Here is a 24,016-nt window from a genome sequence, read left to right on the forward strand (position 1 = left end):
ACTTGCCGGATATGCTTAAAAACGGGCGGGCCAGTTCGTCTCAAGCCGCAATTTCGGCGCGATACCACTCGACGAAACGTCTCACCCCGTCTTCCACCGAGATGGATGGCCTAAAGCCCGTCAGCGCGTTCAGAAGGTCAGGAGCGGCAAAAGTTCTCGGGACGTCGCCCTGCTGCATCGGCAGCATGGTGCGGATCGCGGGCCGGCCAACGGCAGCTTCGACAGTCTCGACGAAGCGCATCAGCTCGACCGGCTGGCCACCGCCGACATTGACGATACGGAACGGCGCATGGCGCGACAGCGTATCGATCTCCTCGACGCGATTGTCCTGCGCCGGCACGATGCTCATCAGCCGCACGATACCTTCAACGAGGTCGTCGATATAGGTGAAGTCACGGCTCATGCGGCCTTCGCCGTAGATATCGATCGGCCGGTCGTTGAGGATGCAATCGACGAACTTGAACAGCGCCATGTCCGGACGGCCCCAGGGACCGTAGACGGTGAAGAAACGGAACGCGGTCGTCGGTATGCCGTAGAGATGGGCATAGCTGTGCGCCATCAGTTCGCTCGATTTCTTGGTGGCGGCATAAAGCGTCATCGGCTCGTCGGCCCGGTCGGTCTCGGCAAAGGGTATCTTCTCGTTGGCGCCGTAGATCGAGGACGTCGAGGCAAGCAGCAGGTGTTTCGGCTGAACGGCCTTGGCCAGTTCCAGGATATTCCAGGAGCCGATCAGGTTGGAATCGATATAAGCCTTGGGGTTTTCCAGGCTGTAGCGCACGCCGGCCTGGGCGGCGAGATGGACGATGACGTCGGGTTCGCCGATCTCCGCGGCCCTTTCCAGCGCGCTTCTGTCCTCCAGCATGCCGATCACGGGCCGGAAGCCGTTGGAGCGCGAAAGAATGGCATGGCGCTGTTCCTTCAGCCGGACGTCGTAATAGGGGGTCATGCCATCGAAACCAGTGACGAAATGGCCGTCGTCGAGCAGCCGCTTGGCGAGATGAAACCCGATGAAACCCGCCGTTCCGGTGATCAGATAGCGCATGCTGGCTCCTTGATTGTCTTATCCGCCTTTGACCGCGATGCTGTCGCCGCTTATTCCGGCCGGCCGACGCTGGTGTAGGTGAAGCCGTGTTTCGTCACTTCGCCGGACTGGTAGATGTTTCTGAGATCGACCAGGATCGGCGTGTTCATGAGCGTCTTCAGGCGATCGAGATTGAGCGCGCGGAACTCGTTCCATTCGGTGACGATGACGAGTACATCGGCGCCCTCAGCCGCCTTGTAGGGGCTGTCGGCATAGGTGATGCCGTCGATCACGCGTTTCGCATTCTCCATGCCTTCCGGGTCGTAGCCCGTCACAACGGCGCCGCCGTCGGTGAGCGCCTGGATGACGGCGATGGCCGGGCTGTCGCGCATGTCGTCGGTGTTGGGCTTGAACGTCAGTCCGAGGACGGCCACCTTCTTGCCGCGCACATCGCCGCCGGCAGCGGCGATGACCTTGCGGCCCATGGCGCGCTTGCGGTTGTCGTTGACGGAGACGACGGTCTCGATCAGGCGAACAGGGCTGTCGTGGTCCTGCGCCGTCTTGACCAGCGCCAGCGTGTCCTTCGGAAAGCACGAACCGCCATAGCCCGGCCCCGCATGCAGGAATTTTGCGCCGATGCGCCCGTCAAGCCCGATGCCGCGGGCAACTTCCTGCACATTGGCGCCGACCTTTTCGCAAAGGTCCGCCATTTCGTTGATGAAGGTGATCTTCATGGCAAGGAAGGCGTTTCCGGCATATTTGATCAGCTCGGAGGTGCGCCGTGTGGTGAAGAGAAGCGGCGACTGGTTGAGATAGAGCGGCCGGTAGACTTCCGTCATCACGCTGCGGGCGCGCTCGTCGTTGAGCCCGATGACGATGCGGTCGGGCCGCTTGAAATCGTCGATGGCAGCACCTTCGCGCAGGAATTCCGGATTGGAGACGACGGCGATATCGGCATCCGGATTGGTTTCGCGCATGATCCGCTCGACCTCGTCGCCGGTGCCGACCGGAACCGTCGACTTGGTGACGATGACGGTGAAGCCGGTCACGTGGGCGGCAATCTCGCGGGCCGCATCGTAGACATAGGAAAGGTCGGCATGGCCGTCGCCGCGCCGCGAAGGTGTACCGACGGCGATGAAGATCACGTCGCTCTGCGAGACGCTGGTTGCAAGATCCGTGGTGAAGCTCAGCCGTCCGTCCTTGACGTTATCGGCCACCAGTTGTTCGAGGCCGGGCTCGAAAATCGGGATACGCCCGGCAAGCAATGCCTCGATCTTGCCTGCGTCCTTGTCGATACAGGCGACTTCATGGCCGAAATCGGCAAAACAAACGCCCGAAACAAGCCCGACATACCCGGCACCGATCATCGTGATTTTCATGACACACTCCAGAATGACATCGCGCGCGCATCCCGGTTTCATGCCGTTCTTTGGTGCGCGCGTGGCGGCATCCATAGTCAAACACGCGCGCCTTGCCAATGCCGCATGTTAAACAGGCAGCGGCCGGCCTATCCGGAAACCGTCGTCGAGAAGTCGGGATTGCCGCGGATGGTGTTGCTGACGGTGCAGATTTCCTCCTCCGCGGCGCGGGCGATGGCGCGGCGTGTATCGTCGTCGATATCGCCCCTGATCGTGAAGGCGATCGTGAATGTCTGGACCCGGGAAAGACCTTCGGCGGCCTTTTCGCCGGTGACCTCGGCAATGATCTCGCTCACTCTGTCAAGCACGCCCATCTGGCTCGCGGCGATACGGGCGCTCATCGTCAGGCAGGCCGAAAGCGATGCATATAAAAGGTCGATCGGGTTGAAACCCGGCTGCGACGGGCCGGTAACGATATGAATTTCACCCTTGGTCGCCGACGTGACATGCGGGAATCCGGTTCGGGCAAGAACCGCGGTTGCGCCGGTTGGTCTCGATTTCGTCTTCAATTCTGCCATTTCATCCTCTCGCGACACGTCAGTTCATCAACCTGACATGGAATTTTCTTCGCGTGGAAGCAATGTCGGGGCCTCCGGCAAGATCGAAAATCGATACGGATAATTAGTCTATAGTTTTTATAGAAAATTATGATCGAAATCGCCGGACCCTTGCAAGAGTATTCCGGCACACCATCCGACAAGAGGCGTTCGTGCTTCGCTGCTCACGCTTGTTTTTGCGATAACTCTCCCACTCCGGGGCTTCGCCTCATAGAACAGGACGGGACAGACAATGACAAAAAAGACTTTTCTTCACAGCCTTTCGCGCCGCGCGGCCCTGACCGCTCTTGCCGTTTCCGCAGCTGCCATCGCCGGCTTTGCCGCGCCATCCGCAAGCTTCGCCGAAGACAAGTCGATCAAGGTTGGCATCATCAGCGGCGAAGACGAGGATGTCTGGCGCGTCGTCACCGCGGAAGCCGCCAAGCAGGGGCTGGCGATCGAAACGGTCGTTTTCAACGACTATACCCAGCCGAACGAGGCGCTGGAACGCGGTGAAGTCGATGCCAACGCCTTCCAGCATCAGCCCTATCTCGACAACCAGATCAAGCAGCACGGCTACCATATCGTCAAGGTTGGCTACACCGGCGTCTGGCCGATCGGCCTCTACACCAAGAAGTTCAAGACAACAGCCGAGTTGCCGGAAGGCGCTGTGATCGGCGTGCCGAACGATCCGTCGAACGAGGGCCGGGCGCTGCGCGTTCTGCAGAACGAAGGCATCATCAAGCTCAAGGACGGCGCCGGCATCCTGGCGACGATCGCCGATATCGTTGAAAATCCGAAGAAGGTCGAAATCAAGGAGCTCGACGCCGGCGTTGTCGGCCGCGCGATCGAAGACCTCGATGCCGCCGTCGTCAATACGGACTGGGCGCTGAAGAGCGGCCTTTCGCCGGCAGACCGCATTGCCCAGGAGCCGGTCGATGACAATCCCTACCGCAACTTCATCGCGGTGAAGGCAGGCCATGAGAACGAGGCCTGGGTCAAGACGTTGGTTTCCTCCTACCAGAACGATGCCGTGAAGGCGGAATTCGACAAGGTCTACAAGGGCACCGGCATCAGCGCCTATTGATCGACATCCGCGCTCACATGTGAGGGCAACAAACCGGGTGGCTCTGGCATTCGTTTGCCAGGGCCGCCTTGGGCGTTGGCAAGGGCGCCGAAAACCAAACGCCGAAAACCAGACGAAGGACATGGCATGAATTCTTTTGTTTCCGCGTCGACGATCGCGGGGGAGGGCCTCGAAGAGGTCGTCAGCCTTGCGAATGTAAAGCGCCGCTTCGGAGCCACACCGGCGCTCGATGGCGTATCGCTGACGGTTCGCAAGGGTGAGATCCTCGGCATCATCGGTCGTAGCGGCGCCGGCAAGTCGACGCTGATCCGTTGCCTGAACGGGCTGGAGCAGGCCGATAGCGGCGAGATACATATCGAAGGCCGCAACATCACAGGCCTGACGGAAAAGGAGTTGCAGCCGCTCCGCCGCCGCATCGGCATGATCTTCCAGCATTTCAACCTGCTGTCGGCCAAGACGGTCGAGGAAAATGTCGCCCTGCCATTGAAGATCGAAGGCCTCGGCAAGGCCGAACGCTTGAAGCGCGCTGCGGAACTGCTGGATCTCGTCGGGCTATCCGACAAGGCCAAGGCCTATCCGTCCTCGCTCTCCGGCGGCCAGAAGCAGCGGGTCGGCATCGCCCGCGCGCTTTCTGCCCGGCCCGCGCTGCTCTTGTCGGACGAAGCCACCTCCGCGCTCGATCCGGAAACGACGCGGTCGATCCTGGCGCTGCTGAAGGACATCAACCGCAAGCTCGGCCTCACCATCCTGCTCATCACCCATGAGATGGAAGTGGTGCGCAGCGTCGCCGATCGCGTCGCCGTCATTGATGCCGGCCGTATCGTCGAGGAAGGGCCGGTCTGGTCCGTTTTTGCCGATCCGCGGGCTGCGATCACTCAAAGCCTGCTCGGGGGTATCCGCCCGCAGCTGCCCGAATATATTTCCGCTCGCCTGTCGCCGATATCCGGGCCTGAGCAGATCCTCAGCGTCGATATGGCCGGCCCGGCAGCACAAGGCGCGCTGTTCGCCGATCTCTCGCAGGCGCTGCCGCACTCCTTCCGCCTCGTCCATGGCGGTATCGATCATATCCAGGACCAGCCGGTGGCCCGGTTCTTCATTGCCGTTCCGACGCGCGATTCCACGCTGCCGGAAAAGGTCCAGCAATTTCTGAAAGCCCGCGGCGCGCGGGTGGAGGTGCTTGGTTATGACGCCGATCATGCTTGAACTGCTGTTTCGGTCCCTGTGGGAAACGATCCTGATGACCGCCGCTTCCGGCATCATCTCGCTGGTCGCCGGCCTGCCGCTGGGCCTGGCGCTGGTTGTCACCGGCCGTGGCGGCATTGCCGAAAAGCCCTGGCTCAACAGCCTGCTCGGCGCCCTCGTCAACGGCTTCCGCTCGGTGCCCTTCATCATCCTGCTGGTGGCGCTGATCCCGCTGACACGACTGATCGTCGGCACGGCGCTCGGCACCTGGGCGGCGATCGTGCCGCTGGCGATTGCCGCCACGCCCTACTATGCGCGCATTGCCGAAGTCTCGCTGCGCGAGGTCGATCGCGGCCTGATCGACGCCGTGCGCGCCATGGGCGGCAATCGCTGGACGATCATCCGCGAGGTGCTGGTGCCGGAAGCGCTGCCGGGCATTGTCGCCGGTTTCACGGTGACGCTGGTGACCCTGATCGGCGCGTCCGCCATGGCCGGCGCCATCGGGGCCGGCGGCCTCGGCGACCTCGCCATCCGCTACGGCTACCAGCGTTTCGAGACGACGGTGATGATCGCCGTGGTGATCGTCCTGATCATCCTCGTCTGCGGCATCCAGTGGTTCGGCGACCGGCTCGTCGCCAAACTGGATCGTCGATAGCCGGCTAAGTCTTGTGAAATCTGAACGCGGCGGCGGGATGCGAGGCGGGTAGCCTCCCGGTCTCGCCGCCGAACAGCTTTTGCCGCAGCGGCCCCTCTGCGTAATCGGCCTTGAACAGTCCGCGCTCTTGCAGCACCGGCACCACCAGATCGACGAAATCCCTCAGACTTTCGGGCGCCACGGTGCGCGCCAGATTGAAGCCATCGATTCCGGCCTCATCAATCCACATCTGCAGATGATCGGCAATCTGCTCGGGCGAGCCGACCACCGGCTTCATCCGGCTGCCGAGTACCATCTGTTCGGTGATATCCCGCACCGTCACGGGTTTCGCCGCCTGTCTGGTGATAACTGCTAAAGCCGACTGGTTGGCATTGGTGGTCAGCTGCCCGATCGGCTCGTCCAGCCCGAATTTCGAAAGATCGATGCCGATCGAGCTGGAATAATGCGCCAGCGAAGCCTCGATGCTGGCATGGCGGCGATAATCCTCCAGCTTGTCCTGTGCCTCCTTTTCCGTCCGCCCGACAACGACCGTCAAAAGGTTGAGGATGCGCAAGGCATCGCCACCCCGGCCGAACTCCACAGCTTTCCGGCGCAGGCCGTCGACGATCGGTCTTGCCGCCTGCGGTGTGGTACTGGCGATGAAAACGCACTCGGCATGCTTCCCGGAGAAATCCTGACCGCGCGCCGACGCGCCGGCCTGAAACAGCAGCGGCGTGCGCTGCGGCGAGGGCTCGCTCAGGTGAATGCCCTCCATTCTGTAGTAGGGACCGTCATGCTTCACGGCACGCACCCTGGAGGGATCGGCAAACACGCGTCCAGCCTTGTCGCGCAATACCGCGTCGTCGTCCCAGCTGCCTTCCCAGAGCTTGTAGAGGACCTCGAGATAGTCCTCCGCCGCATCGTAGCGGGCGTCGTGCTCCGGCTGGCGTTCCAGCCCCATGCTGCGCGCCGCGCTGTCGAGATAGCCGGTGACGATGTTCCAGCCGATCCGCCCCTTGGTCAGGTGATCCAGCGTCGACATCCGCCGCGCCAGCAGGAACGGCTGTTCATAGGTCGTGTTGACCGTGACGCCGAAGCCGAGATGTCTGGTGACATGCGCCATGGCGGAAATCGGGATGAGCGGATCGTTGACGGGGATCTGCGCGCCCGTCTCGATCACTGGTGCCGGGCTTTCCCTGTAGACATCGTAGACCCCGACGATATCCGCCAGGAATAGCCCGTCGAGCTTGCCGCGCTCGGCGGTGATAGCCAGATCCGTCCAGTAATCGAGGTCGGTGTAGCGCACCGACTGGTCGCGCGGATGTGTCCACAGCCCGTGATTGATATGCCCGACGCAGTTCATGTCGAAGGCGTAGATCTGCATTGTCTTCATCCTGCCGTCCTCAAGCCTTTCGAGCCACTCCAAAGGTCCATTCCTGTATCGACTGCAAAACGACCCGAGCTGCGTCGTATTTTAGAATCGCATTACGCAAGCGTGCCGAAACCGGGAATTTTTTATCTCTATAAATTCTATGAATTTTACAATGATTAAACAACATTCCACCGGAGCCTTCGGCGCGGAATGCCCATTGAACCATTGCCGGGAGAGGGACCATGACAATCAACCGCCGCCGCCTTTTGGGAACTGCCACCTTAGCCGTTCTCGCCTTTGCAACGCACAGCAATTTTTCCTACGCCGCCGATGTCAACGTCAATATCGGCTACCAGCCGATCGTCGAGCCGTCGCGCGTGCCGCAGGCCGACGGTACCTATGAAAAGGTCACCGGCGCCAAGATCAACTGGCAGAAATTCGACAGTGGTGCCGATGTGATCACCGCGATTGCTTCCGGTTCTCTCGATATCGGCTATGTCGGGTCGTCGCCGCTGGCCGCCGCCGCCAGCCGTGAAATTCCGATCGAGACGATCTTCGTCGTCGGCCTGATCTCCGAAGCCGAGGCGCTCGCCGTCAAGGGCATAGACAAGCCGGAAGGACTCGCCGGCAAGAAGATCGCCACGCCCTTCGTCTCCACCGCCCATTACAGCCTGCTGACGGCGCTGAAGCACTGGAAGGTCGATCCGAAGTCGGTCGAAATCCTCAACCTGCGGCCGCCGGAAATCGCCGCCGCCTGGGAACGCGGCGATATCGACGGCGCCTATGTCTGGGATCCGGTCCTGTCGCAGCTGAAGAAAACCGGCACCGTGCTGGCAACCTCGGCCGATGTCGCCGCATGGGGCGGCCCGACCTTCGATGCCTGGATCGTCAGCAAGAAGTTCGCCGAGGAACACCCCGAAATCGTCACCGGCTTCGTCCAGGTGACCGGCAAGGCTTATGCGTCTTACCTCGCCAATCCGGACAGCTGGAACGCGACGTCGCCGGAAGCCGAAAAGATCGCCAAGCTCACCGGCGCCAAGACCGAGGAAGTGCCGGCGCTCCTGAAGGGCTATCACTTCCCGTCGCTTGAAGAACAGGCGGGCGCCGATCTGCTCGGCGGCGGTACGGCAAAGGCGGTCGCGGAAACCTCGGCCTTCCTGCTGGAGCAGGGCAAGATCCCGGCCGTTCTTTCCGATTATTCGCCCTATGTCTCCTCGCGCTGGGTCGTCGAAGCTGCCAAGGCCGGTCTGTAACCAACGAAGCGCTGCAACCCTTTGGGGGTTGCAGCGCTTCAAACCATCGGTGTGATCATGAGTGTGCTGTCGCTGCAATCCGTCTCTCTTGCGTTTCCGGTCGATCGCGATATCAGTCAGACGCGGCTTGTGCTTGATGGCATCACGCTGCATCTCGCCTCGGATGAGTTCATCGCCGTCATCGGCCGCTCCGGCTCCGGCAAGACCAGCCTCCTCAATCTCGCTGCCGGCTTCCTGAAACCCACATCCGGCCGTGTCTCTGTCGATGGCGTCGATATTGCCGGGCCGGGCGCCGATCGCGCCGTGGTCTTCCAGGACGATGCGCTCTACCCCTGGCTCAATGCCCGCGACAATGTCGCCTTTCCGCTGAAGCTGCGGGGTATCGCCAAGGGCGAACGCCGGCTGCGGGCCGACGATCTGCTCGCCAAGGTCGGGTTGGACAATGCCGGCGCCAAGAATATCTGGGAGCTGTCCGGCGGCATGCGCCAGCGCGTCGGCATCGCCCGTGCGCTCGCCTCCGATCCGCGTTTCCTGCTGCTGGACGAGCCGCTGGGCGCGCTCGATGCGCTCACCCGCGCCCGTTTGCAGCAGTTCCTGCTCAAGGTCTGGTCGGACAGCAAGACGGGCGCGCTTCTGATCACCCACAGCATCGAGGAAGCCATGCTGCTTGCCACCCGCGTCGTCGTGCTGGCGCCCAATCCCGGCCGCATCGTCGCGGATATTCCGGCAAGCTTCGGCCGGCAATTGCTTTCCGGCAAATCGCTGCAGGAAATCAAGGATTCGCCCGAGTACAGGCGCCTGCATGATGGGCTCACCGGCCTCATCCACGCGGATGCGCAGGAGGATGCGGCATGACCATCGAGGTCGGTATCATCGCGCCCACAGCGCCGGTCGAAATCCAGCCTGACGCCGGCAAGCCAGGGCGCGGCCGCGGCACGTTGCCGATCTCGCTGGTGACGATCGCTGTCATCATCGCCGCCTGGAGCCTGGCCTCGGTCTACGGCGTCGTCTCGCCGCTCTTCCTGCCGTCGCCGCTCATCGTGCTGAAGGCGATCTACAATGTCGCGGTCAACGGTTTCGTCGATTCGACGCTGGCGCAGCACACGTTCGCCAGCCTGCTGCGCATCTTCGCCGCACTCGCGGCCTCGATCGTCATCGGCATTCCCGCCGGCCTTGCCATCGGCACTAGCCGTATCGGCAAGGGCATTCTCGATCCGATCGTCGAGTTCCTGCGGCCGCTGCCGCCGCTCGCCTATCTGCCGCTGATCATCATCTGGATCGGCATCGGCGAGGCTTCGAAGATCACCGTCATCTCGCTCGCCATGCTGCCGCCGATCATCCTGTCGACGGCCGCCGGCGTCAAATCGGCGCCGGCAGACTTCGTCAACGCCGCCCGTTCCTTCGGCGCCAGCCGGTTGCAGGTCCTGCTGTACGTGATTCTCCCCAGCGCCATCCCCTCGATCCTGACCGGCACCCGTATCGCGCTCGGCGCCGGCTGGTCGACGCTGGTGGCGGCCGAACTGGTGGCGGCAAGCCGCGGCCTCGGCTTCATGATCCAGTCCGCCGCCCAGTTCCTCGTCACCGACATCGTCATTGCCGGCATCATCGTGATTGCCGCGATCGCGTTCCTGCTGGAAATCCTGGCCCGGCTGCTGGAGCGCTGGTTCGTGCCCTGGGCGGCGCATCGCTAGAAAGCGGCGATCGGCCTACAGCATCGAATGGCTGAGACCGCCGTCGATCGGCAGCGCGATGCCGGTAATGTAGGCCGCCTGGCGGCTGGCGAGAAAGGCCGCGGCCGCACCGAACTCGGCCGGCGTGCCATAGCGGCCGATCGGAATATCCGACTGGCTGCGGGCGGCGACCGTCTCGAGGCTTAGCCCTTCGCTTTCGGCATCCATCCAGTCGAAACTCAGCGTTCTGTCCGTTGCCAGACGACCGGGCAAAAGCATGTTGACGGTGATGCCGTCGGCCGCCACCTCGCGGGCCAGTGTCTTCATCCAGCCGGCGACGGCGCTGCGCAGGGCATTGGAGGCGGTGAGGCCCGGGATCGGCTCGCGAATGCTGGTGGAGGCAACGGCCATGATCCGGCCCCAGCCCCGTTGCCGCATGGGTGGCAGAAGCCTGTTGGTGATGCGCATGCCCGCCAGCACCATCGTATCGAACTGGGCACGCCAGAAGGCCGGATCGATCTCTGCCGCAAGGCTGGGCGGCGGGCCGCCACCGTTCAGCACCAGGATGTCGATGTCGCCGAAGTCGGCCGCGAGACGATCCAGGAATGGGTCGATAGCACCAGCGTTTGCAAGGTCGAGCGAAAGACCTTTGGCCGAATCATCGATTTGCGCGGCCGCCGCGGCCGCCGCCTGCGGGTCGCGGCCGGTCAGGGCGACGATAACGCCTTCCGCTGTCAGCGCCTCGGCGATGCCACGCCCCAACCCCTTGCTGCCGCCGAGAACAAGCGCCCGTTTGCCTTTGATTCCGAGATCCATGATCCGCTCCTCGAGGTCGATGATTGAGGCGACGTTTGGAGCGCGCAGGCGGCCAATAGTCAATGGCCGAACACGATCGGTGCAGTTCGATGTCAGTAGAAACAAAGAGGAAAAAGGTTTGGTGGAGCTAAGCGGGATCGAACCGCTGACCTCTTGCATGCCATGCAAGCGCTCTCCCAGCTGAGCTATAGCCCCATTTTGGGTCCGGCAGTGCCGGTTCCGGGAAGTCCGTCCGAACTGTTTGTCCGGTCGGGTGGCGGCTTCATACTTCTGCTTCTTGAAGATGGCAAGCCGAAAAAGACAATGGGCCAAGTTTTTGTGAAATGAGCCCGGAGCCTTGCGTCCGCGTGATGGATGAAAACCGCGCGCGGACGCCAATTGTTTGAATTGTGTGAGGTTTAGACCTCGTCGTCGTCGTCGGAGACGCCGATCAGGTCGGACAGGCCGTCCTCGTCGTCTTCGTCGGCCTCGAGGAACGTGTCGTCGTCGTCGCCTTCGATTTCGACGTCGTCATCGCCCAGGTCCGGAATGTCGTCGCCGCCGGCTGCTTCGCTGTCGGCGTCCTCGAGCGAAACCAGTTCGACCTCGGTGTTCTCGGTATCGACTTCCTGGACCTCGTCCTCCTCGGCAGCCTTCTCCATCACCTTGGCGACCGATGTCTCCTCGAAGAAGGACAGGGGATAGGATTTGCCGGTATAGGGAGAAACGATCGGGTCCTTGTTCAGGTCGTAGAATTTACGGCCTGTCTCCGGATCGATGCGTTTTGTTCCAAGTTCCGCTTTTGCCACAGTCAAGGCCTCTTGAATGGCCGGGGTTACCGGCATTTGCCGGAATACCGGCGTTGAACATGAAATGAATTAGCCGGTCCCCATAATGGTCTTGGCCTGATCTGTCAAAGCCTAACTTTCCGATCCCTCGCTCACGCATGCAAGAGGGCTGTCGGATGGTCGTTTTTGCCATGCAAAGCTCAATTCTACGGCTGGAGTTCGAGTTGTGTGCGATAAATGTCAATGACCGGCATGATGATATATGGCGGGACAGGGCGATATTCGGATCGGGGGCGGGCTGTTAAAGTTGCCATTGCCGCATTGGCATTTCACGCCGTTTTCCGTTAACAGTGCCGGAAAATTTGGGAAGAGCAGTTCTTAAGGACATTCCATGATCATCGCCATCGACGGACCCGCCGCAGCCGGCAAGGGGACCTTGTCGCGCCGCATCGCCGAAGAATACGGGTTTCATCATCTCGATACCGGCCTGACCTACCGCGCGACCGCCAAGGCGTTGCTGGATGCCGGCCTGCCGCTCGACGACGAGATGATTGCCGAAAAGATGGCGCGCGACGTGGAACTTGCCGGCCTCGATCGCGACATTCTCTCCGCCCATGCGATCGGCGAGGCAGCCTCCAGGATCGCGGTCATGCCGCTGGTCCGCCAGGCGCTGGTCGAGGCGCAGCGTGCTTTCTCGATGCGAACGCCTGGAACCGTACTCGACGGCCGCGACATCGGCACGGTCGTCTGCCCGGATGCGCCGGTGAAGCTCTATGTCACGGCCTCCGCCGAAGTGCGCGCGCGCCGCCGCTTCGACGAGATCGTCGGCAACGGCGTTGCCGCCGATTTTCTGGAGATTTTGGCCGATATCACCAGGCGCGACGAGCGCGACATGGGGCGGGCCGACAGCCCGCTTCGCCCCGCTGCCGATGCGCACTTGCTAGATACGTCCGAAATGAGTATAGAGGCCGCATTCTTGGCGGCAAAGACCATCATCGATGCCGCACTGAAATAACGAAATAGTCCGAACCACCATCCCCGCGCCGGATTTGCTCCTCATCTGAATGGAGCGGATGGTTTTTGGACCTGTCAACGCTAACCCCCGGCGCCTGTGCCCCATGAAGGCACATCAGGAGTATTCATGTCTCAAGCTAACCCCACCCGCGAGGACTTCGCCGCCCTCCTGCAGGAATCCTTTGCCACGCAGGATCTTGCCGAAGGCTATGTCACCAAGGGTATCGTAACGGCCATCGAGAAGGACGTCGCTATCGTTGACGTCGGCCTCAAGGTCGAAGGCCGCATCGCTCTGAAGGAATTCGGCGCGAAGGCCAAGGACGGCACGCTGAAGGTCGGCGATGAAGTCGAAGTCTATGTCGAGCGCATCGAAAATGCGATGGGCGAAGCCGTTCTGTCGCGCGAGAAGGCTCGCCGCGAGGAAAGCTGGATCCGTCTCGAAGTCAAGTTCGAAGCCGGCGAACGCGTCGAAGGCGTCATCTTCAACCAGGTCAAGGGTGGCTTCACCGTCGATCTGGATGGTGCCGTTGCCTTCCTTCCGCGCTCGCAGGTCGACATCCGTCCGATCCGCGACGTCACCCCGCTGATGCACAACCCGCAGCCCTTCGAAATCCTCAAGATGGACAAGCGCCGCGGCAACATCGTGGTTTCGCGCCGCACGGTTCTTGAAGAATCGCGTGCCGAACAGCGTTCGGAAATCGTCCAGAACCTCGAAGAAGGCCAGGTTGTTGACGGTGTCGTCAAGAACATCACCGATTACGGTGCGTTCGTTGACCTCGGCGGCATCGACGGCCTGCTGCACGTCACCGACATGGCATGGCGCCGCGTCAACCATCCGTCGGAAATCCTGAACATCGGCCAGCAGGTCAAGGTTCAGATCATCCGCATCAACCAGGAAACCCACCGCATCTCGCTCGGCATGAAGCAGCTCGAGAGCGATCCTTGGGATGGCATCGGTGCCAAGTACCCGGTCGGCAAGAAGATCTCCGGTACCGTCACCAACATCACCGACTACGGTGCATTCGTAGAGCTGGAGCCGGGCATTGAAGGCCTGATCCACATCTCCGAAATGTCCTGGACCAAGAAGAACGTACACCCCGGCAAGATCCTGTCCACGACGCAGGAAGTCGACGTTGTCGTTCTCGAAGTCGACCCGACCAAGCGCCGCATCTCGCTCGGCCTCAAGCAGACGCTCGAGAACCCGTGGCAGGCATTCGCGCACAGCCATCCGGCTGGCACGGAAGTTGAAGGCGAAGTCAAGAACAAGACCGAATTCGGCCTGTTCATCGGTCTCGACGGCGACGTTGACGGCATGGTGCATCTCTCCGACCTCGACTGGAACCGTCCGGGCGAACAGGTCATCGAAGAGTTCAACAAGGGCGACGTCGTCAAGGCTGTCGTTCTGGATGTGGACGTCGAAAAGGAACGCATCTCGCTCGGCATCAAGCAGCTCGGCAAGGATGCGGTCGGCGACGCCGCTACATCCGGCGATCTGCGCAAGAACGCCGTTGTCTCGTGCGAAGTCCTGGCCGTCAACGACGGTGGCATCGAAGTGAAGCTCGTCAACCACGAAGACCTCACCTCGTTCATCCGCCGTGCCGATCTGTCGCGTGACCGCGACGAACAGCGTCCGGAGCGTTTCTCCGTTGGTCAGGTTGTCGACGCCCGCGTCACCAACTTCTCCAAGAAGGACCGCAAGGTCATGCTGTCGATCAAGGCGCTGGAAATCGCTGAAGAGAAGGAAGCCGTCGCACAGTTCGGTTCGTCCGACTCGGGCGCTTCGCTCGGCGACATCCTGGGCGCAGCCCTGAAGAACCGCGGCGGCGAATAAGCCTCTGCCTCTCTGAATGAAAAAGCCCGCGGAAAGCGATTTCCGCGGGCTTTTTTTGTCTCGTTCTTGCCGATGGCGGCTGTTTGCTCAGCCGAGTCCGCCCATGCGGCGGTAGAGATCGTAGGCGGCGCCGGCGTCGTTCTCAGGCTCTTCCGCTTCCGTCTGCGATGCGGCGGCTTCATCATCGCCGCGATTCTCCGGCTGGTCACCGCCTTCTTCGCGCCGGCCTTCGTCCTCGTCTTCAGCAAATGCCGGCTGTTCCTCGTCTTCGATCTTCGTGGTTCGCGTATCCTGCGTCTTTGCCGGCAGGTAGGGGATCATCGCAAACGGGATCGCATCCCTGACAATGCCTGTATCCGCCAGCCGGGGCGTCTGTGCTTCGCGCGCCCGCTCGTCCATGGTGGAGGGCGGTGCAAGGGCCGGCCGGTTCGTTGTTTTTTCCGCCGGCTCGTCCAGCAGGGCGCTCCAGCTGTCGGGCTCAAACCCAAGCGGTTCCGCCTTGTCGCCGATGTCAGCGGTGAGCAACGCCGTATCCGGCAGCGCGCCGGCATCGTCGGCGGCTTCAAGCTGGGCAAACAGGGTTTCGGCGCCCATGTCCGCCGTCTCGCCGGCAAGGGCTGCAAACAGCGTATCGGGTCCGTCAACGGCTCCGCCCGGCAGCGGCAGGCTGGCTTCGACCAGCGCCTTCAGCGTTTGGACAAGGGTCTTTTCGGGGCGGCCCGTCTCAGGCTCGAACGTGGCCGGTTGCGCCTCCTCCGCAGACGCGAGGGATTGGCTTTCCGGTTCCAGTTCCCATTCGCCGAGATCATGACCCTTGAAGCCATCGACTTCGTTGATCGTCCGGAGAAGGGGAGGTTTGGCGGACGTGTTGGTCGTCTCTGCCACAACGTCCGGCTCGGCGGAGAAAAAGCGTGTCGGCTCCGCGTCGATTTCCGGCAAAGGCAAGTCCTCCGCCAAAGGCAAGTCTTCCGGTAGAGGCAAGTCGGGCCTGGAGGCAGGCGGGTTGGCGAAGGTGGGGAGTTCCTTGCCGTTGCTCGCCCGGATGTCGGACGCGGGCCTGCTTTCGAGTGGCGGTTGCTCGGCCGGCTTCCGTGGTTCCGATTGGGTTGTCTGCTCCGGCAGATCCATCGGCTCGGTTTGCTCGGAAAGATCGAGCCCCAGTTCCTGCTCCAGCTCGATCTTTATCCGGCTGTCGATATCGCCCGTCGCGATTGCGGCGACCAGCGACAATGCCTCCGGATCGGCGGCCAGGAACGCCGCGGCGGCGCGCAGCAGAGGGATCGTCTCGGAACCGGCCTTGGCGGGTTGCTGCGGCTGCGCGGTCGGCGCCTTTGCCGGCGGATCGTCCCGGCGCGGCGTCGTCACCGTGCTTTGCTCTGTCTCGTTTTCTTCCACGGCAATGACGGGCGGCACGAGATCGTCGTCATCGCCGAAGGCCTTCTTCAAAGCTGCCTGCAGCAGGCCGGGATCGGGCACGATCGCCGGACCAGCGACGAGCGCCTGTGTCGCCGGCAAGGCTATCTGCCGGCCCTGAACGGCCGCTTGCCCCTGCGGGACGGGAAGCGCTGGAGCCGGTTTTCCATCCGGCTGACCGACAACGGCGCGCGCAACGGGTGCAGGCGTGAAAAGCCTGTCCAGCAGGCGCGGGGTGTCGATGATCGAGGGGGTCTTCAGCGCCTCGGCGAGAATCCGGATCGAGACCGCCAGATTGCGCTGTCCCAGCTGTTTTTCCAGGGCCAGCCGTGCCGCCGGCGGCAGCGTTTCCAGGAAGACGGCAAGCCGCTTGCTGAAGTCGCGCAGGGTCTCCTGCGGCAGCGGCGGAAACTTGAGGATCTTTGCCAGCGTGTCGAGCAGGCGGATCAGCGCTTCCTTCGGCAGTGGCTCGCTTCCCACCAGATGGCGGTTCAGCGTCTCCAGGATCTTGAGCACCGCCTCCGACTGGTTTCCCGAAATCCGCACCGGCAGTGGCAGAGTGCGTTCCCTGGGCGTGGCGGTCTCGACCACGGCCGCCGCCTGTGCCGCCGCGGTAACCGACGTCTTGACTGTGAGAATGGGCATCAGCATCGCAATCTCCGTCAGGTTCGGGTTGAGGCCGAAGGGCCGTATAAATTCCGGCATGCGGCCATGGGACCGGATGACGCCAGGCGTATGTCGAAGGAATGAGGGCGCTTCATGCGCATGCCCGACGGCTCGTTCACGGCCAAACCAGGTTGCGGCGGCTGCTTCGGGACCACAGGTGGCCGAGCATTGTATCCATTCATACTAGGACAGAATGATTGATAGAATATTAACCATACTGGTGGTGCGAACGGGGTGTCATCCAAAACGACAAGGTGCCCGTTGGCCCTTGCCGCCTTTTTGCCGCTCGCGTACATCTTTGCGCTGCGCCGCCGTTTATCGCGCGGCCGACATGCAATTGCTTTCGGGAGGAATGCGATGAATCCGACCAACCTGATCCTCAACACCGACAGCTACAAGTTCAGCCATTTCCTCCAGTATCCGCCGGGCACGCAGGGTATCTCCGCCTATATCGAGACGCGCGGGCATCCGGATCAGGCCGATGTGGTGTTTTTCGGCCTGCAGATGTTCCTGAAGGAATATCTCGGCAAGCCGGTGACACGGGCCGATGTCGCCGAAGCCGAGGCGATCGTCCTTGCCCATGGCCTACCGTTCAATCGCGCTGGCTGGATGCGCATCGTCGAGCATTTCGGCGGCTACCTGCCGCTCGAAATCCAGGCCCTGCCGGAAGGCACCCTGCTGCGACGTGGCGTGCCGATGGTGCAGGTGGTCAATACCGATCCCGAATCATTCTGGCTGACATCCTATATCGAGACCGCGCTGCTGCGCGCCGTCTGGTATCCGTCCTCCGTCGCCAGCAATGCCCGCAAGATCAAGCAGATCATCCGGCCGATTCTTGAAAAGACCTGCGACGATCCGGAAGCCGTATTGCCCTTCCGCCTGCACGATTTTGGCGCCCGCGGCGTCGGTGCGCTTGAGCAGGCCGGCATTGGCGGTGCCGCCCATCTCGTCAACTTCATGGGCACCGATACCGTGACCGGCGTGCTCTACGCCCGGCGGTACTATGGTGCCGACATGGCTGGTTTCTCTATCCCCGCGTCCGAGCATTCGACCATGACCGCATGGGGCGTCGATCGGGAGGCGGAGGCCTATTCCAACATGATCGACCGTTTCGCCGGCGTAGGCATGTTTGCCGTCGTCTCCGATAGCTACGATATCAACTATGCGGTCTCGGAAATCTGGGGCGAGCAATTGCGCGAAAAGGTCAGAGCCAGCGGCGGTACGGTGGTCATCCGGCCCGACAGCGGCGATCCGATCGAGACGCCGGTGCATGTGGTCAAGCAGCTCGACTATCATTTCGGCTCGACGCTGAACGGCAAGGGCTACAAGGTTCTCGACAAGTCCGTCCGCGTCATCCAGGGCGACGGCATTTCCAACGCCGATATCAGCCAGATCCTCGGCCGGCTGGAAGCCTTCGGCTTTTCCGCCGAGAATATCGCCTTCGGCATGGGCGGCGGCCTGTTGCAGAAGGTCAATCGCGACACCTATTCCTTCGCCATGAAAACCAATGCCCGGCAGGACGACACCGGCACATGGCACGACGTCTTCAAGCGTCCGGCCACGATGAACGTCAAGGCATCGAAAGCCGGCCGCCAGGCGGTCGTCAGCGGCCTCGTCGGCCTTGAGGCGGCCCGTCTCGACGAGCTGAAGGACCGTCGCAATCATCTGGAGACGGTCTGGAAAAACGGCGACCTTTTGAAGGACTGGAGCTTCGAGGAAATTCGCGCCCGGGCGAAATAGGATATTGCCTGAAGGCCGAGACCGTCCCATCTTTGCTCCGTCACCATTGGAGCCTGCAGATGACGGTCCGTCCGCCCCAATCCCTGTCCCCGTCCTTTGCCAGGGATACCGGCCTCAACCTCCTGGAATACGAGCTGATGTCGGAGCGGGCGGATGCGCTCGGGCGGCACGGATTGAAGGTGGAAAAGGCGATCGCGGCGCTCAGTATGCTGAAGGATGCGGGCACGACGCCGGAGCGGCGCGAGCAGTTGCTCAACGATGCCGCCGACGTCGTCTGGGCGTTCTTCATCCAGCGCGAAATCTGCGGCCTGCGCTCCAACCGCGACGCCGTCCAGCGTTATGGTATCCCCAAAGAGGTCATGGCCCGGCTCGGGATCGTGCGGCGCAAGCCGTGATCAGGCGGCGTCTTTTTTCGCCAGCAGTTCGTAGATGCCGTTTTCATCGATCGTGACCGCGAGAATGTCCTTGGTGGCGTCTTCATCGCGCTGTTCTTCGCTGGCCTGGCCGGCGCGGGCAAGCATGACGGCCTGATCTTCGTCGCTCGGGGTCTGGTGCGGATCGTCACTGGCCTGCCCGCCGTCCTGCAGCGCCGGCGACTGGTTTGCACGATTGCTTTCGATGGATGCCTGTGCCTCGGCAATCTCGACCCCGGCAGCGAGTACCTGGATGGTCTGGATCGCGATGGCGCCGGCACTTTGGCCGGTCTGATCGATGTCGGTCTTGCCGTCGGTTTCGCCCTTGGCGGCAGCCTCATTGCCCTTGCGGATCACCTCGTGAAGCTCTTTGACGTCTTCGAGCTTCTCTCCGGCTTCCAGTGCGCGGATGGATTCCTCGCGTTCCTTGCGGGTTTCGGCATCCTCGACCTTGGTCGGGTCGTTCTCCAGCCGTTCGGTCTTCAATTCCTCGACGGTTTTGGGATCTGCGACGTCTTCGAGGCGCTGCAGGACCTTGCTGACGTCGGCTGTGAGGAATTTCTCCTCCGCTGCCTTGTCGTCGAGGATCGTCTTGATCTTCTGGGCGGTTTCGCCATACGGGCGCTTGATCGCCTCGATCATCTCCTGCGCGGTGACCCCGATGTCCTGTAGGCCGCTCTTGGCCTCCACTTCGGCGACGCTGGAAGTCAGGCCTGCCCGGGCACTGGTCAGGGCGGCCCGCAGGCGAAGCGTGTAGTCGCTGTCGTCTTCGCCGTCGGCCTGCTGAAGATCGTTGCGCTGGACGAACCTTGCCAGCAGCGCCGTCATCCCTGTCGGGTTCTCGTCGGTACCGTCAACCGCCGCGGTCAGGTCGTCGACCGAGACCCGGAAGGTTGCGAGGCCGACGACCGTCGGCTTGCCGTCCGCGTCCTTCTTGGCGACCAGCTTGGTGATTGCCAGCGCGTCTTCCAGCCGGCTGCCGTAGTCCATGTCGGATTCATCGGCGCCCTGCGTCACGCCCATCACGGCCGAGAAGCGTGCCGCCAGTGTCGCCATCGGGTTTTCGTCGCGCTTCAGCGCGCCGAAGAAATGCTCGTTGATCCGGGCATTGGCCGCCTGCGAAACCTCGTCGGAGGTAACGCGGGCTCTGATGACCTTGTCCTCTTCCTTCTTGCCTTTCGCCTTTTCCTCTTCCTCGAGGCGGCGCTTCTCGATGTCGTCGACGATCGATTGCACCATCGAAGTGACAAGCGTGGCGGAGGCCTGTTGGGTCGGGGGCAGCATCATCGGTGTCGGTCCATGATCGTAGCGGCTGTGCCCGGAGGATAAGGCGCAACCGTTAACCTGGCCTTAACCGCGATTGCGCGGGCCGGACATCGTCACACGGCAGCAACCTTGCGGCACGCCGCCTGATCATCCGGAAGCTTGGGTTTGCAGATCAGGAACGGCGCCAGCGCGCCGAACAGGCACGACCATGCCTGCTTCAGTCCGAACAGAACGAACTCGGCGAATCCAGATCCGCACCGGTTCGAGGAATGGGCCGGTCTGGTGCTCTCCGACCGGTCGCATCAGCTGTGGGCGAAGATGTCGGTCTCTTCCCAGCCGATCAGGTCCAGCTTGGCACGTGTCGGCAGGAAGGCGAAGCAGGCGTCGGCGTGATCGATGCGGCCGTCCCGGATGAGGCGTGCGGTCAGCTTGTCGCGCAGCGCATGCAGATGCAGCACGTCGGATGCCGCATATTCCAGCTGTGCCGGCGACAGCTTTTCCGCCGCCCAGTCGGAGGACTGCTGCTGCTTGGAAATATCGACCTCGAGCAGTTCCTTCAGGTTGTCCTTCAGCCCGTGCCGGTCCGTATAGGTCCGCGTCAGCCGCGAGGCGATCTTGGTGCAGAACACCGGCGTCGTCGTCACGCCGAAGGTATGGAACAGCACGGCGATGTCGAACCGGCCGAAGTGGAAAATCTTCTGGCGGGTCGGGTCTTCCAGCATGGCGACGAGGTTCGGGGCCAGCCTCTGGCCCTTGGCGATCTGGATCACGTCGGCCGTGCCGTCGCCGGGCGAAAGCTGGACGACGCAGAGCCGGTCACGGCGCGGAATGAGGCCGAGCGTTTCGGTATCGATGGCGATGGCGCCCTTGTAGCGGGCGGCGTCTTCAACTGAAATGTCGCCTTCGTGAAGCCGTATTGTATTTGCCATGGAAAACCCCACATCAGCCGGGCAAGCGCCGCGCATTGGTTCAAGGTGTTGGGCTATAGCGCAACTTCATTGAAAACGATACCGTCGCCTCATATTCGTAGACGGGTTAAACGTTATGGAACGCACATGTTGATCCCGCAGGCCGCCTTCCTGTCCATGGCATTGCTCGCTTCTGTCCTCCCCGCGAACGCGGGTTCATCGTGGCTGGAGCCGGTTCAGCCCGGCCAGTTCTATACCGACCTGCCGGGGGTCAAGTCGCCGGAAGAGGCGGAGGACGCCAAGCGTATCATCTGCGAACAATCTGTCGTGGAGATCCATGGCAATCCCACCCATGGACAGCGCTATCAGACCGTCAACAATTGCCGTAAGGGCGATGGGCCGGTGTTCCAGTCTCCACGATCGCCGCGGTCGATCGAGCGACAGCTGCGCGGCTTGAATTATTAGGCCCCCAACCCGCAGCTGATCTCCTTGCAAATTGCCGGATCATCAATACAACTTGCCGCAACGAGGCGTGCCGGGCCTTCCCAAGCCCGGCCTGGGAGACGATATCATGCCTGAAACGCTACGCCCCCTGGTCATCTGCGCGCCGGAGCCGCGCACGCTCGATCTGATTTTCACACCAGTGGCGCTGGAGCAGCTCAAAGCAAAGTATCGCATCGTCGAAGCCGATCCGGATGATATTGCAGGGCTGGGCGACGATATCCTTGGCGAGGCGCGTTACATCATCGGCCAGCCGCCATTAAGTGCCGAGACGCTGCAGCGCATGCCGCAACTGCGCTGCATCCTCAACGTCGAGAGCAACCTGATCAACAACATGCCCTACGAGGTGCTGTTCGCACGCGGCATCCATGTGGTGACGACGGGGCAGGTGTTTGCCGAGCCGGTCGCCGAGATGGGTCTTGCCATGGCGCTCAACATCGCCCGCGGCATCGTCGATGCGGATGTCGATTTCCGCGAGGGCCGCGAGCTCTGGGGCGGCGAGGGCAATGCCAGGTCGCGGCTGCTGTCCGGCGCGGATGTCGGCATCATCGGCTTCGGCGATCTCGGCAAGGCGCTGAACCGCGTATTGTCCGGTTTCCGCACCAATACCCGCGTCTACGATCCCTGGATGCCGGCCTCGATCCTGATCGACAACGGCGTCAAGCCATCGAGCCTCGAGGAGGTGCTGACGCAGAGCGACTTCATTTTCGTCGTTGCGGCCGTCACCAGCGAGAACCAGCATTTCCTCGGCACTGATGCCTTTGCCAGCATGCGCCCCGGCGCCGCCTTCATCCTGCTCAGCCGCGCCAACGTCGTCGATTTCGACGCACTGATGGCGGCGGTCGCCAGCGGCCATATCGTTGCGGCGAGCGACGTCTATCCCGACGAGCCGCTGCCGATTGATCATCCCGTTCGCCGTCTCAAGGGCTTCCTGCGCTCCGCCCACCGGGCCGGCGCGCTCGACAGCGCCTTCAAGAAGATGGGCGACATGGTGCTGGAGGACATGGACCTGATGGACCGCAACCTGCCGCCGATGCGCTGCAAGCGGGCGGAGCGCGAGACGGTGTCGCGCATGCGCTCCAAGCCCGTCAGCGTGAATTGACCAGCGTCAACTGACCGTCGCCGGCTTCAGTTTTGCCGTGCCCGCCGAAAGCACCAAGGGTGCTGCCATCAGGCAAAGCGCGCCGGCGATCATCAGCGCGGGCAGGTAGCTCGCGTAGTTGTCGCGGATGAAGCCGCCGCCGAAGGCTGCGAAGGCGGCGCCGATCTGGTGGCCGGTGAACACCCAGCCGAACACCATGTTGGCCCGCTCGCGGCCGAAATGCTGGGCGGTGAGCTTCACCGTCGGCGGGACAGTGGCCACCCAGTCGAGCCCGTAGAAGATGGCGAAGATCGACAGACCGAGGAACTCGAAGCCGGTGAAGGGCAACCAGAGCAGCGACAGGCCGCGCAGGCCATAATACCAGAACAGCAGCCAGCGGTTGTCGTAGCGATCCGACAGCCAGCCGGAGGCGACGGTGCCGGCGAAATCGAACAGGCCGATGATAGCAAGCACGCCGGTCGCGGTGATCGCCGTCATGCCGTAATCGGCGCAGAGCGAGACGAAATGCGTCTGGATGAGGCCGTTGGTCGAGGCGCCGCAGACGAAGAACGACAGGAACAGCATCCAGAAGATCCGCGTCTTCGATGCGTCGATCAGAACGTCGATCGGCGAGTTGGTCTTGAGGCCGCCGGTCACCGGCGGGTCATCCACGACCTGACCATAGGGGCGCAGGCCGAGATCCGATGGACGATCGCGCATGAACAGCAGCATCGTGGCGGCGCAGACGAGCAGCATGGCGAGAATGAACAGGATCGCCGCGCGCCAGCCGTAAGCTTCCGTCAACGCCGCGATCAGCGGCAGGAAGACCAGCTGGCCGGTGGCGGTGCTTGCCGTCAGCAGGCCGATGACGAGGCCGCGCCGCGCGGTAAACCAGCGTGTGGCAACCGTAGCGCCCATTACCATGGCCGTCAGTCCCGTACCGATACCGACGACGAAGCCCCAGAGTACGATCAACTGCCAGACCTCGCGCATGAACAGTGACAAGCCCATGCCGGTGAAGACGACGGTGATTGCCGTCAGCGCCATCCGCCGCATGCCGAAGCGGTTCATCAGGGCGGCGGCAAAGGGCGCCATCAGGCCGAACAGGAGGAAGCGCATGGCAAGCGCCGCCGAGATTTGCGTCGCCTCCCAGCCGAATTCCTTCTGCAGCGGCAGGATCAGGACCGAAGGCGCGCCGATCGTGCCTGCGGTCACCAGCATGGTGAGGAAGGCGGTGGCGGCGACGATCCAGCCGTAGTGGACATCGCGCTGTTCAAGCCGTCTGGAGAGGATTGTCGAAAGCAAGGTCGGATTTCCCGGTGAAAAGCGGATAAGGGAGAGCATTCACGATTTTAGACTATCATTATGCAAGCCACTAATCGAAAAACTTTCACCATGCAAGTCGGTCGTCGAAAATATGGAGAGGC

The 24,016-nt window shown here is 62.3% G+C and carries 22 protein-coding genes and 1 tRNA gene; 12 read left to right on the forward strand and 11 right to left on the reverse strand.

The window, feature by feature from the left end; translation table 11 throughout:
• Positions 1–40 precede the first annotated feature (40 nt).
• From J2Z75_RS06125 to J2Z75_RS06135, 3 genes are all read right to left on the reverse strand, one after another.
• Positions 41–1,042, reverse strand: a complete 1,002-nt coding sequence (locus J2Z75_RS06125) for an NAD-dependent epimerase (protein WP_209849284.1) — start codon at positions 1,040–1,042, stop codon at positions 41–43.
• A 50-nt stretch (positions 1,043–1,092) separates the two neighbouring features.
• Positions 1,093–2,400, reverse strand: coding sequence for a UDP-glucose dehydrogenase family protein (locus tag J2Z75_RS06130; protein WP_209849287.1), 1,308 nt, complete (start codon positions 2,398–2,400; stop codon positions 1,093–1,095).
• A 128-nt stretch (positions 2,401–2,528) separates the two neighbouring features.
• Positions 2,529–2,957, reverse strand: coding sequence for an OsmC family protein (locus J2Z75_RS06135; protein WP_209849290.1), 429 nt, complete (start codon positions 2,955–2,957; stop codon positions 2,529–2,531).
• Between the two features lie 271 nt (positions 2,958–3,228).
• Between J2Z75_RS06135 and J2Z75_RS06140 the strand changes: the two genes are divergently transcribed.
• From J2Z75_RS06140 to J2Z75_RS06150, 3 genes are all read left to right on the forward strand, one after another.
• The gene (locus tag J2Z75_RS06140) at positions 3,229–4,062 is read left to right on the forward strand and encodes a MetQ/NlpA family lipoprotein (RefSeq protein WP_209849292.1); all 834 of its coding nucleotides are present in this window, start codon (positions 3,229–3,231) and stop codon (positions 4,060–4,062) included.
• 126 nt (positions 4,063–4,188) lie between these two features.
• A complete protein-coding gene (locus J2Z75_RS06145) occupies positions 4,189–5,265 on the forward strand; it encodes a methionine ABC transporter ATP-binding protein (RefSeq protein WP_209849295.1) in 1,077 nt (358 codons plus the stop codon).
• The gene (locus tag J2Z75_RS06150; RefSeq protein WP_209849298.1) at positions 5,246–5,899 is read left to right on the forward strand and encodes a methionine ABC transporter permease; all 654 of its coding nucleotides are present in this window, start codon (positions 5,246–5,248) and stop codon (positions 5,897–5,899) included. Before J2Z75_RS06145 ends, J2Z75_RS06150 begins: the two co-directional genes overlap by 20 nt.
• A gap of 4 nt (positions 5,900–5,903) precedes the next feature.
• On the opposite strand, the gene J2Z75_RS06155 is transcribed toward J2Z75_RS06150, so the two are convergent.
• Positions 5,904–7,271, reverse strand: a complete 1,368-nt coding sequence (locus J2Z75_RS06155) for an LLM class flavin-dependent oxidoreductase (protein ID WP_209849301.1) — start codon at positions 7,269–7,271, stop codon at positions 5,904–5,906.
• A 221-nt stretch (positions 7,272–7,492) separates the two neighbouring features.
• Here J2Z75_RS06155 and tauA point away from each other — a divergent pair, with 221 nt between their 5' ends.
• From tauA to J2Z75_RS06170, 3 genes are read left to right on the forward strand one after another with little or no spacing between them, the layout of a single operon-like run.
• Positions 7,493–8,503, forward strand: coding sequence for a taurine ABC transporter substrate-binding protein (gene tauA / locus J2Z75_RS06160; protein ID WP_209849303.1), 1,011 nt, complete (start codon positions 7,493–7,495; stop codon positions 8,501–8,503).
• A 57-nt stretch (positions 8,504–8,560) separates the two neighbouring features.
• A complete protein-coding gene (locus J2Z75_RS06165; RefSeq protein ID WP_209849306.1) occupies positions 8,561–9,358 on the forward strand; it encodes a taurine ABC transporter ATP-binding protein in 798 nt (265 codons plus the stop codon).
• Entirely contained in the window at positions 9,355–10,194 is an 840-nt protein-coding gene (locus J2Z75_RS06170; protein WP_209849309.1) for an ABC transporter permease subunit, read from the forward strand. Before J2Z75_RS06165 ends, J2Z75_RS06170 begins: the two co-directional genes overlap by 4 nt.
• Positions 10,195–10,209: 15 nt before the next feature.
• On the opposite strand, the gene J2Z75_RS06175 is transcribed toward J2Z75_RS06170, so the two are convergent.
• The 3 genes from J2Z75_RS06175 to J2Z75_RS06185 form a co-directional block, all read right to left on the reverse strand.
• Positions 10,210–10,989 (reverse strand): SDR family oxidoreductase, encoded by a 780-nt coding sequence (locus tag J2Z75_RS06175; RefSeq protein ID WP_209849314.1) that lies wholly within the window; start codon positions 10,987–10,989, stop codon positions 10,210–10,212.
• A gap of 119 nt (positions 10,990–11,108) precedes the next feature.
• Positions 11,109–11,184, reverse strand: a tRNA-Ala gene (locus tag J2Z75_RS06180).
• Positions 11,185–11,387: 203 nt separating this feature from the next.
• Positions 11,388–11,777: a TIGR02300 family protein gene (locus J2Z75_RS06185; protein WP_209849319.1), complete on the reverse strand. Its 390-nt coding sequence runs from the start codon at positions 11,775–11,777 to the stop codon at positions 11,388–11,390.
• A 370-nt stretch (positions 11,778–12,147) separates the two neighbouring features.
• Here J2Z75_RS06185 and cmk point away from each other — a divergent pair, with 370 nt between their 5' ends.
• Together cmk and rpsA are read left to right on the forward strand one after the other, a co-directional pair.
• Positions 12,148–12,771 carry a (d)CMP kinase gene (cmk, locus tag J2Z75_RS06190; RefSeq protein ID WP_209849322.1) on the forward strand — a complete coding sequence of 208 codons (624 nt, stop codon included), beginning with the start codon at positions 12,148–12,150 and terminating at the stop codon, positions 12,769–12,771.
• Positions 12,772–12,897: 126 nt separating this feature from the next.
• Positions 12,898–14,601, forward strand: coding sequence for a 30S ribosomal protein S1 (gene rpsA, locus J2Z75_RS06195; protein ID WP_209849325.1), 1,704 nt, complete (start codon positions 12,898–12,900; stop codon positions 14,599–14,601).
• An 87-nt stretch (positions 14,602–14,688) separates the two neighbouring features.
• Here rpsA and J2Z75_RS06200 read toward each other — a convergent pair whose 3' ends face one another.
• The gene (locus tag J2Z75_RS06200; protein WP_209849328.1) at positions 14,689–16,659 is read right to left on the reverse strand and encodes a hypothetical protein; all 1,971 of its coding nucleotides are present in this window, start codon (positions 16,657–16,659) and stop codon (positions 14,689–14,691) included.
• A 378-nt stretch (positions 16,660–17,037) separates the two neighbouring features.
• On the opposite strand from J2Z75_RS06200, the gene J2Z75_RS06205 reads away from it, so the two are divergent.
• Both J2Z75_RS06205 and J2Z75_RS06210 read left to right on the forward strand, forming a co-directional pair.
• Positions 17,038–18,420 carry a nicotinate phosphoribosyltransferase gene (locus J2Z75_RS06205; protein WP_209849331.1) on the forward strand — a complete coding sequence of 461 codons (1,383 nt, stop codon included), beginning with the start codon at positions 17,038–17,040 and terminating at the stop codon, positions 18,418–18,420.
• A 59-nt stretch (positions 18,421–18,479) separates the two neighbouring features.
• Positions 18,480–18,815 (forward strand): DUF6665 family protein, encoded by a 336-nt coding sequence (locus tag J2Z75_RS06210; protein WP_209849334.1) that lies wholly within the window; start codon positions 18,480–18,482, stop codon positions 18,813–18,815.
• Here J2Z75_RS06210 and J2Z75_RS06215 read toward each other — a convergent pair whose 3' ends face one another.
• Together J2Z75_RS06215 and J2Z75_RS06220 are read right to left on the reverse strand one after the other, a co-directional pair.
• On the reverse strand, positions 18,816–20,120 hold the full coding sequence (locus J2Z75_RS06215; RefSeq protein ID WP_209849337.1) for a hypothetical protein: 1,305 nt from the start codon (positions 20,118–20,120) through the stop codon (positions 18,816–18,818).
• 281 nt (positions 20,121–20,401) lie between these two features.
• Complete coding sequence (locus J2Z75_RS06220) at positions 20,402–21,028, reverse strand: ribonuclease D (RefSeq protein WP_209849339.1); 627 nt, start codon at positions 21,026–21,028, stop codon at positions 20,402–20,404.
• Positions 21,029–21,154: 126 nt separating this feature from the next.
• Here J2Z75_RS06220 and J2Z75_RS06225 point away from each other — a divergent pair, with 126 nt between their 5' ends.
• Together J2Z75_RS06225 and J2Z75_RS06230 are read left to right on the forward strand one after the other, a co-directional pair.
• Entirely contained in the window at positions 21,155–21,472 is a 318-nt protein-coding gene (locus tag J2Z75_RS06225) for a hypothetical protein (protein ID WP_209849342.1), read from the forward strand.
• A gap of 106 nt (positions 21,473–21,578) precedes the next feature.
• Entirely contained in the window at positions 21,579–22,610 is a 1,032-nt protein-coding gene (locus J2Z75_RS06230) for a hydroxyacid dehydrogenase (protein ID WP_209849346.1), read from the forward strand.
• Positions 22,611–22,616: 6 nt separating this feature from the next.
• On the opposite strand, the gene J2Z75_RS06235 is transcribed toward J2Z75_RS06230, so the two are convergent.
• The gene (locus tag J2Z75_RS06235; RefSeq protein WP_209849349.1) at positions 22,617–23,894 is read right to left on the reverse strand and encodes an MFS transporter; all 1,278 of its coding nucleotides are present in this window, start codon (positions 23,892–23,894) and stop codon (positions 22,617–22,619) included.
• Between the last annotated feature and the right edge of the window lie 122 nt (positions 23,895–24,016).

The sequence above is a fragment of the Rhizobium herbae genome, from assembly GCF_017873135.1.
Lineage (GTDB): Bacteria > Pseudomonadota > Alphaproteobacteria > Rhizobiales > Rhizobiaceae > Pararhizobium > Pararhizobium herbae.

What these genes read in the sequence shown, in the direction of transcription:
- J2Z75_RS06125 (WP_209849284.1), bottom strand. Translation starts at nt 1,042, where the DNA reads ATGCGCTATCTGATCACCGGAACGGCGGGTTTCATCGGGTTTCATCTC.
- J2Z75_RS06130 (WP_209849287.1), bottom strand. Translation starts at nt 2,400, where the DNA reads ATGAAAATCACGATGATCGGTGCCGGGTATGTCGGGCTTGTTTCGGGC.
- J2Z75_RS06135 (WP_209849290.1), bottom strand. Translation starts at nt 2,957, where the DNA reads ATGGCAGAATTGAAGACGAAATCGAGACCAACCGGCGCAACCGCGGTT.
- J2Z75_RS06140 (WP_209849292.1), top strand. Translation starts at nt 3,229, where the DNA reads ATGACAAAAAAGACTTTTCTTCACAGCCTTTCGCGCCGCGCGGCCCTG.
- J2Z75_RS06145 (WP_209849295.1), top strand. Translation starts at nt 4,189, where the DNA reads ATGAATTCTTTTGTTTCCGCGTCGACGATCGCGGGGGAGGGCCTCGAA.
- J2Z75_RS06150 (WP_209849298.1), top strand. Translation starts at nt 5,246, where the DNA reads ATGACGCCGATCATGCTTGAACTGCTGTTTCGGTCCCTGTGGGAAACG.
- J2Z75_RS06155 (WP_209849301.1), bottom strand. Translation starts at nt 7,271, where the DNA reads ATGAAGACAATGCAGATCTACGCCTTCGACATGAACTGCGTCGGGCAT.
- tauA (WP_209849303.1), top strand. Translation starts at nt 7,493, where the DNA reads ATGACAATCAACCGCCGCCGCCTTTTGGGAACTGCCACCTTAGCCGTT.
- J2Z75_RS06165 (WP_209849306.1), top strand. Translation starts at nt 8,561, where the DNA reads ATGAGTGTGCTGTCGCTGCAATCCGTCTCTCTTGCGTTTCCGGTCGAT.
- J2Z75_RS06170 (WP_209849309.1), top strand. Translation starts at nt 9,355, where the DNA reads ATGACCATCGAGGTCGGTATCATCGCGCCCACAGCGCCGGTCGAAATC.
- J2Z75_RS06175 (WP_209849314.1), bottom strand. Translation starts at nt 10,989, where the DNA reads ATGGATCTCGGAATCAAAGGCAAACGGGCGCTTGTTCTCGGCGGCAGC.
- cmk (WP_209849322.1), top strand. Translation starts at nt 12,148, where the DNA reads ATGATCATCGCCATCGACGGACCCGCCGCAGCCGGCAAGGGGACCTTG.
- rpsA (WP_209849325.1), top strand. Translation starts at nt 12,898, where the DNA reads ATGTCTCAAGCTAACCCCACCCGCGAGGACTTCGCCGCCCTCCTGCAG.
- J2Z75_RS06200 (WP_209849328.1), bottom strand. Translation starts at nt 16,659, where the DNA reads ATGCCCATTCTCACAGTCAAGACGTCGGTTACCGCGGCGGCACAGGCG.
- J2Z75_RS06205 (WP_209849331.1), top strand. Translation starts at nt 17,038, where the DNA reads ATGAATCCGACCAACCTGATCCTCAACACCGACAGCTACAAGTTCAGC.
- J2Z75_RS06210 (WP_209849334.1), top strand. Translation starts at nt 18,480, where the DNA reads ATGACGGTCCGTCCGCCCCAATCCCTGTCCCCGTCCTTTGCCAGGGAT.
- J2Z75_RS06215 (WP_209849337.1), bottom strand. Translation starts at nt 20,120, where the DNA reads ATGATGCTGCCCCCGACCCAACAGGCCTCCGCCACGCTTGTCACTTCG.
- J2Z75_RS06220 (WP_209849339.1), bottom strand. Translation starts at nt 21,028, where the DNA reads ATGGCAAATACAATACGGCTTCACGAAGGCGACATTTCAGTTGAAGAC.
- J2Z75_RS06225 (WP_209849342.1), top strand. Translation starts at nt 21,155, where the DNA reads ATGTTGATCCCGCAGGCCGCCTTCCTGTCCATGGCATTGCTCGCTTCT.
- J2Z75_RS06230 (WP_209849346.1), top strand. Translation starts at nt 21,579, where the DNA reads ATGCCTGAAACGCTACGCCCCCTGGTCATCTGCGCGCCGGAGCCGCGC.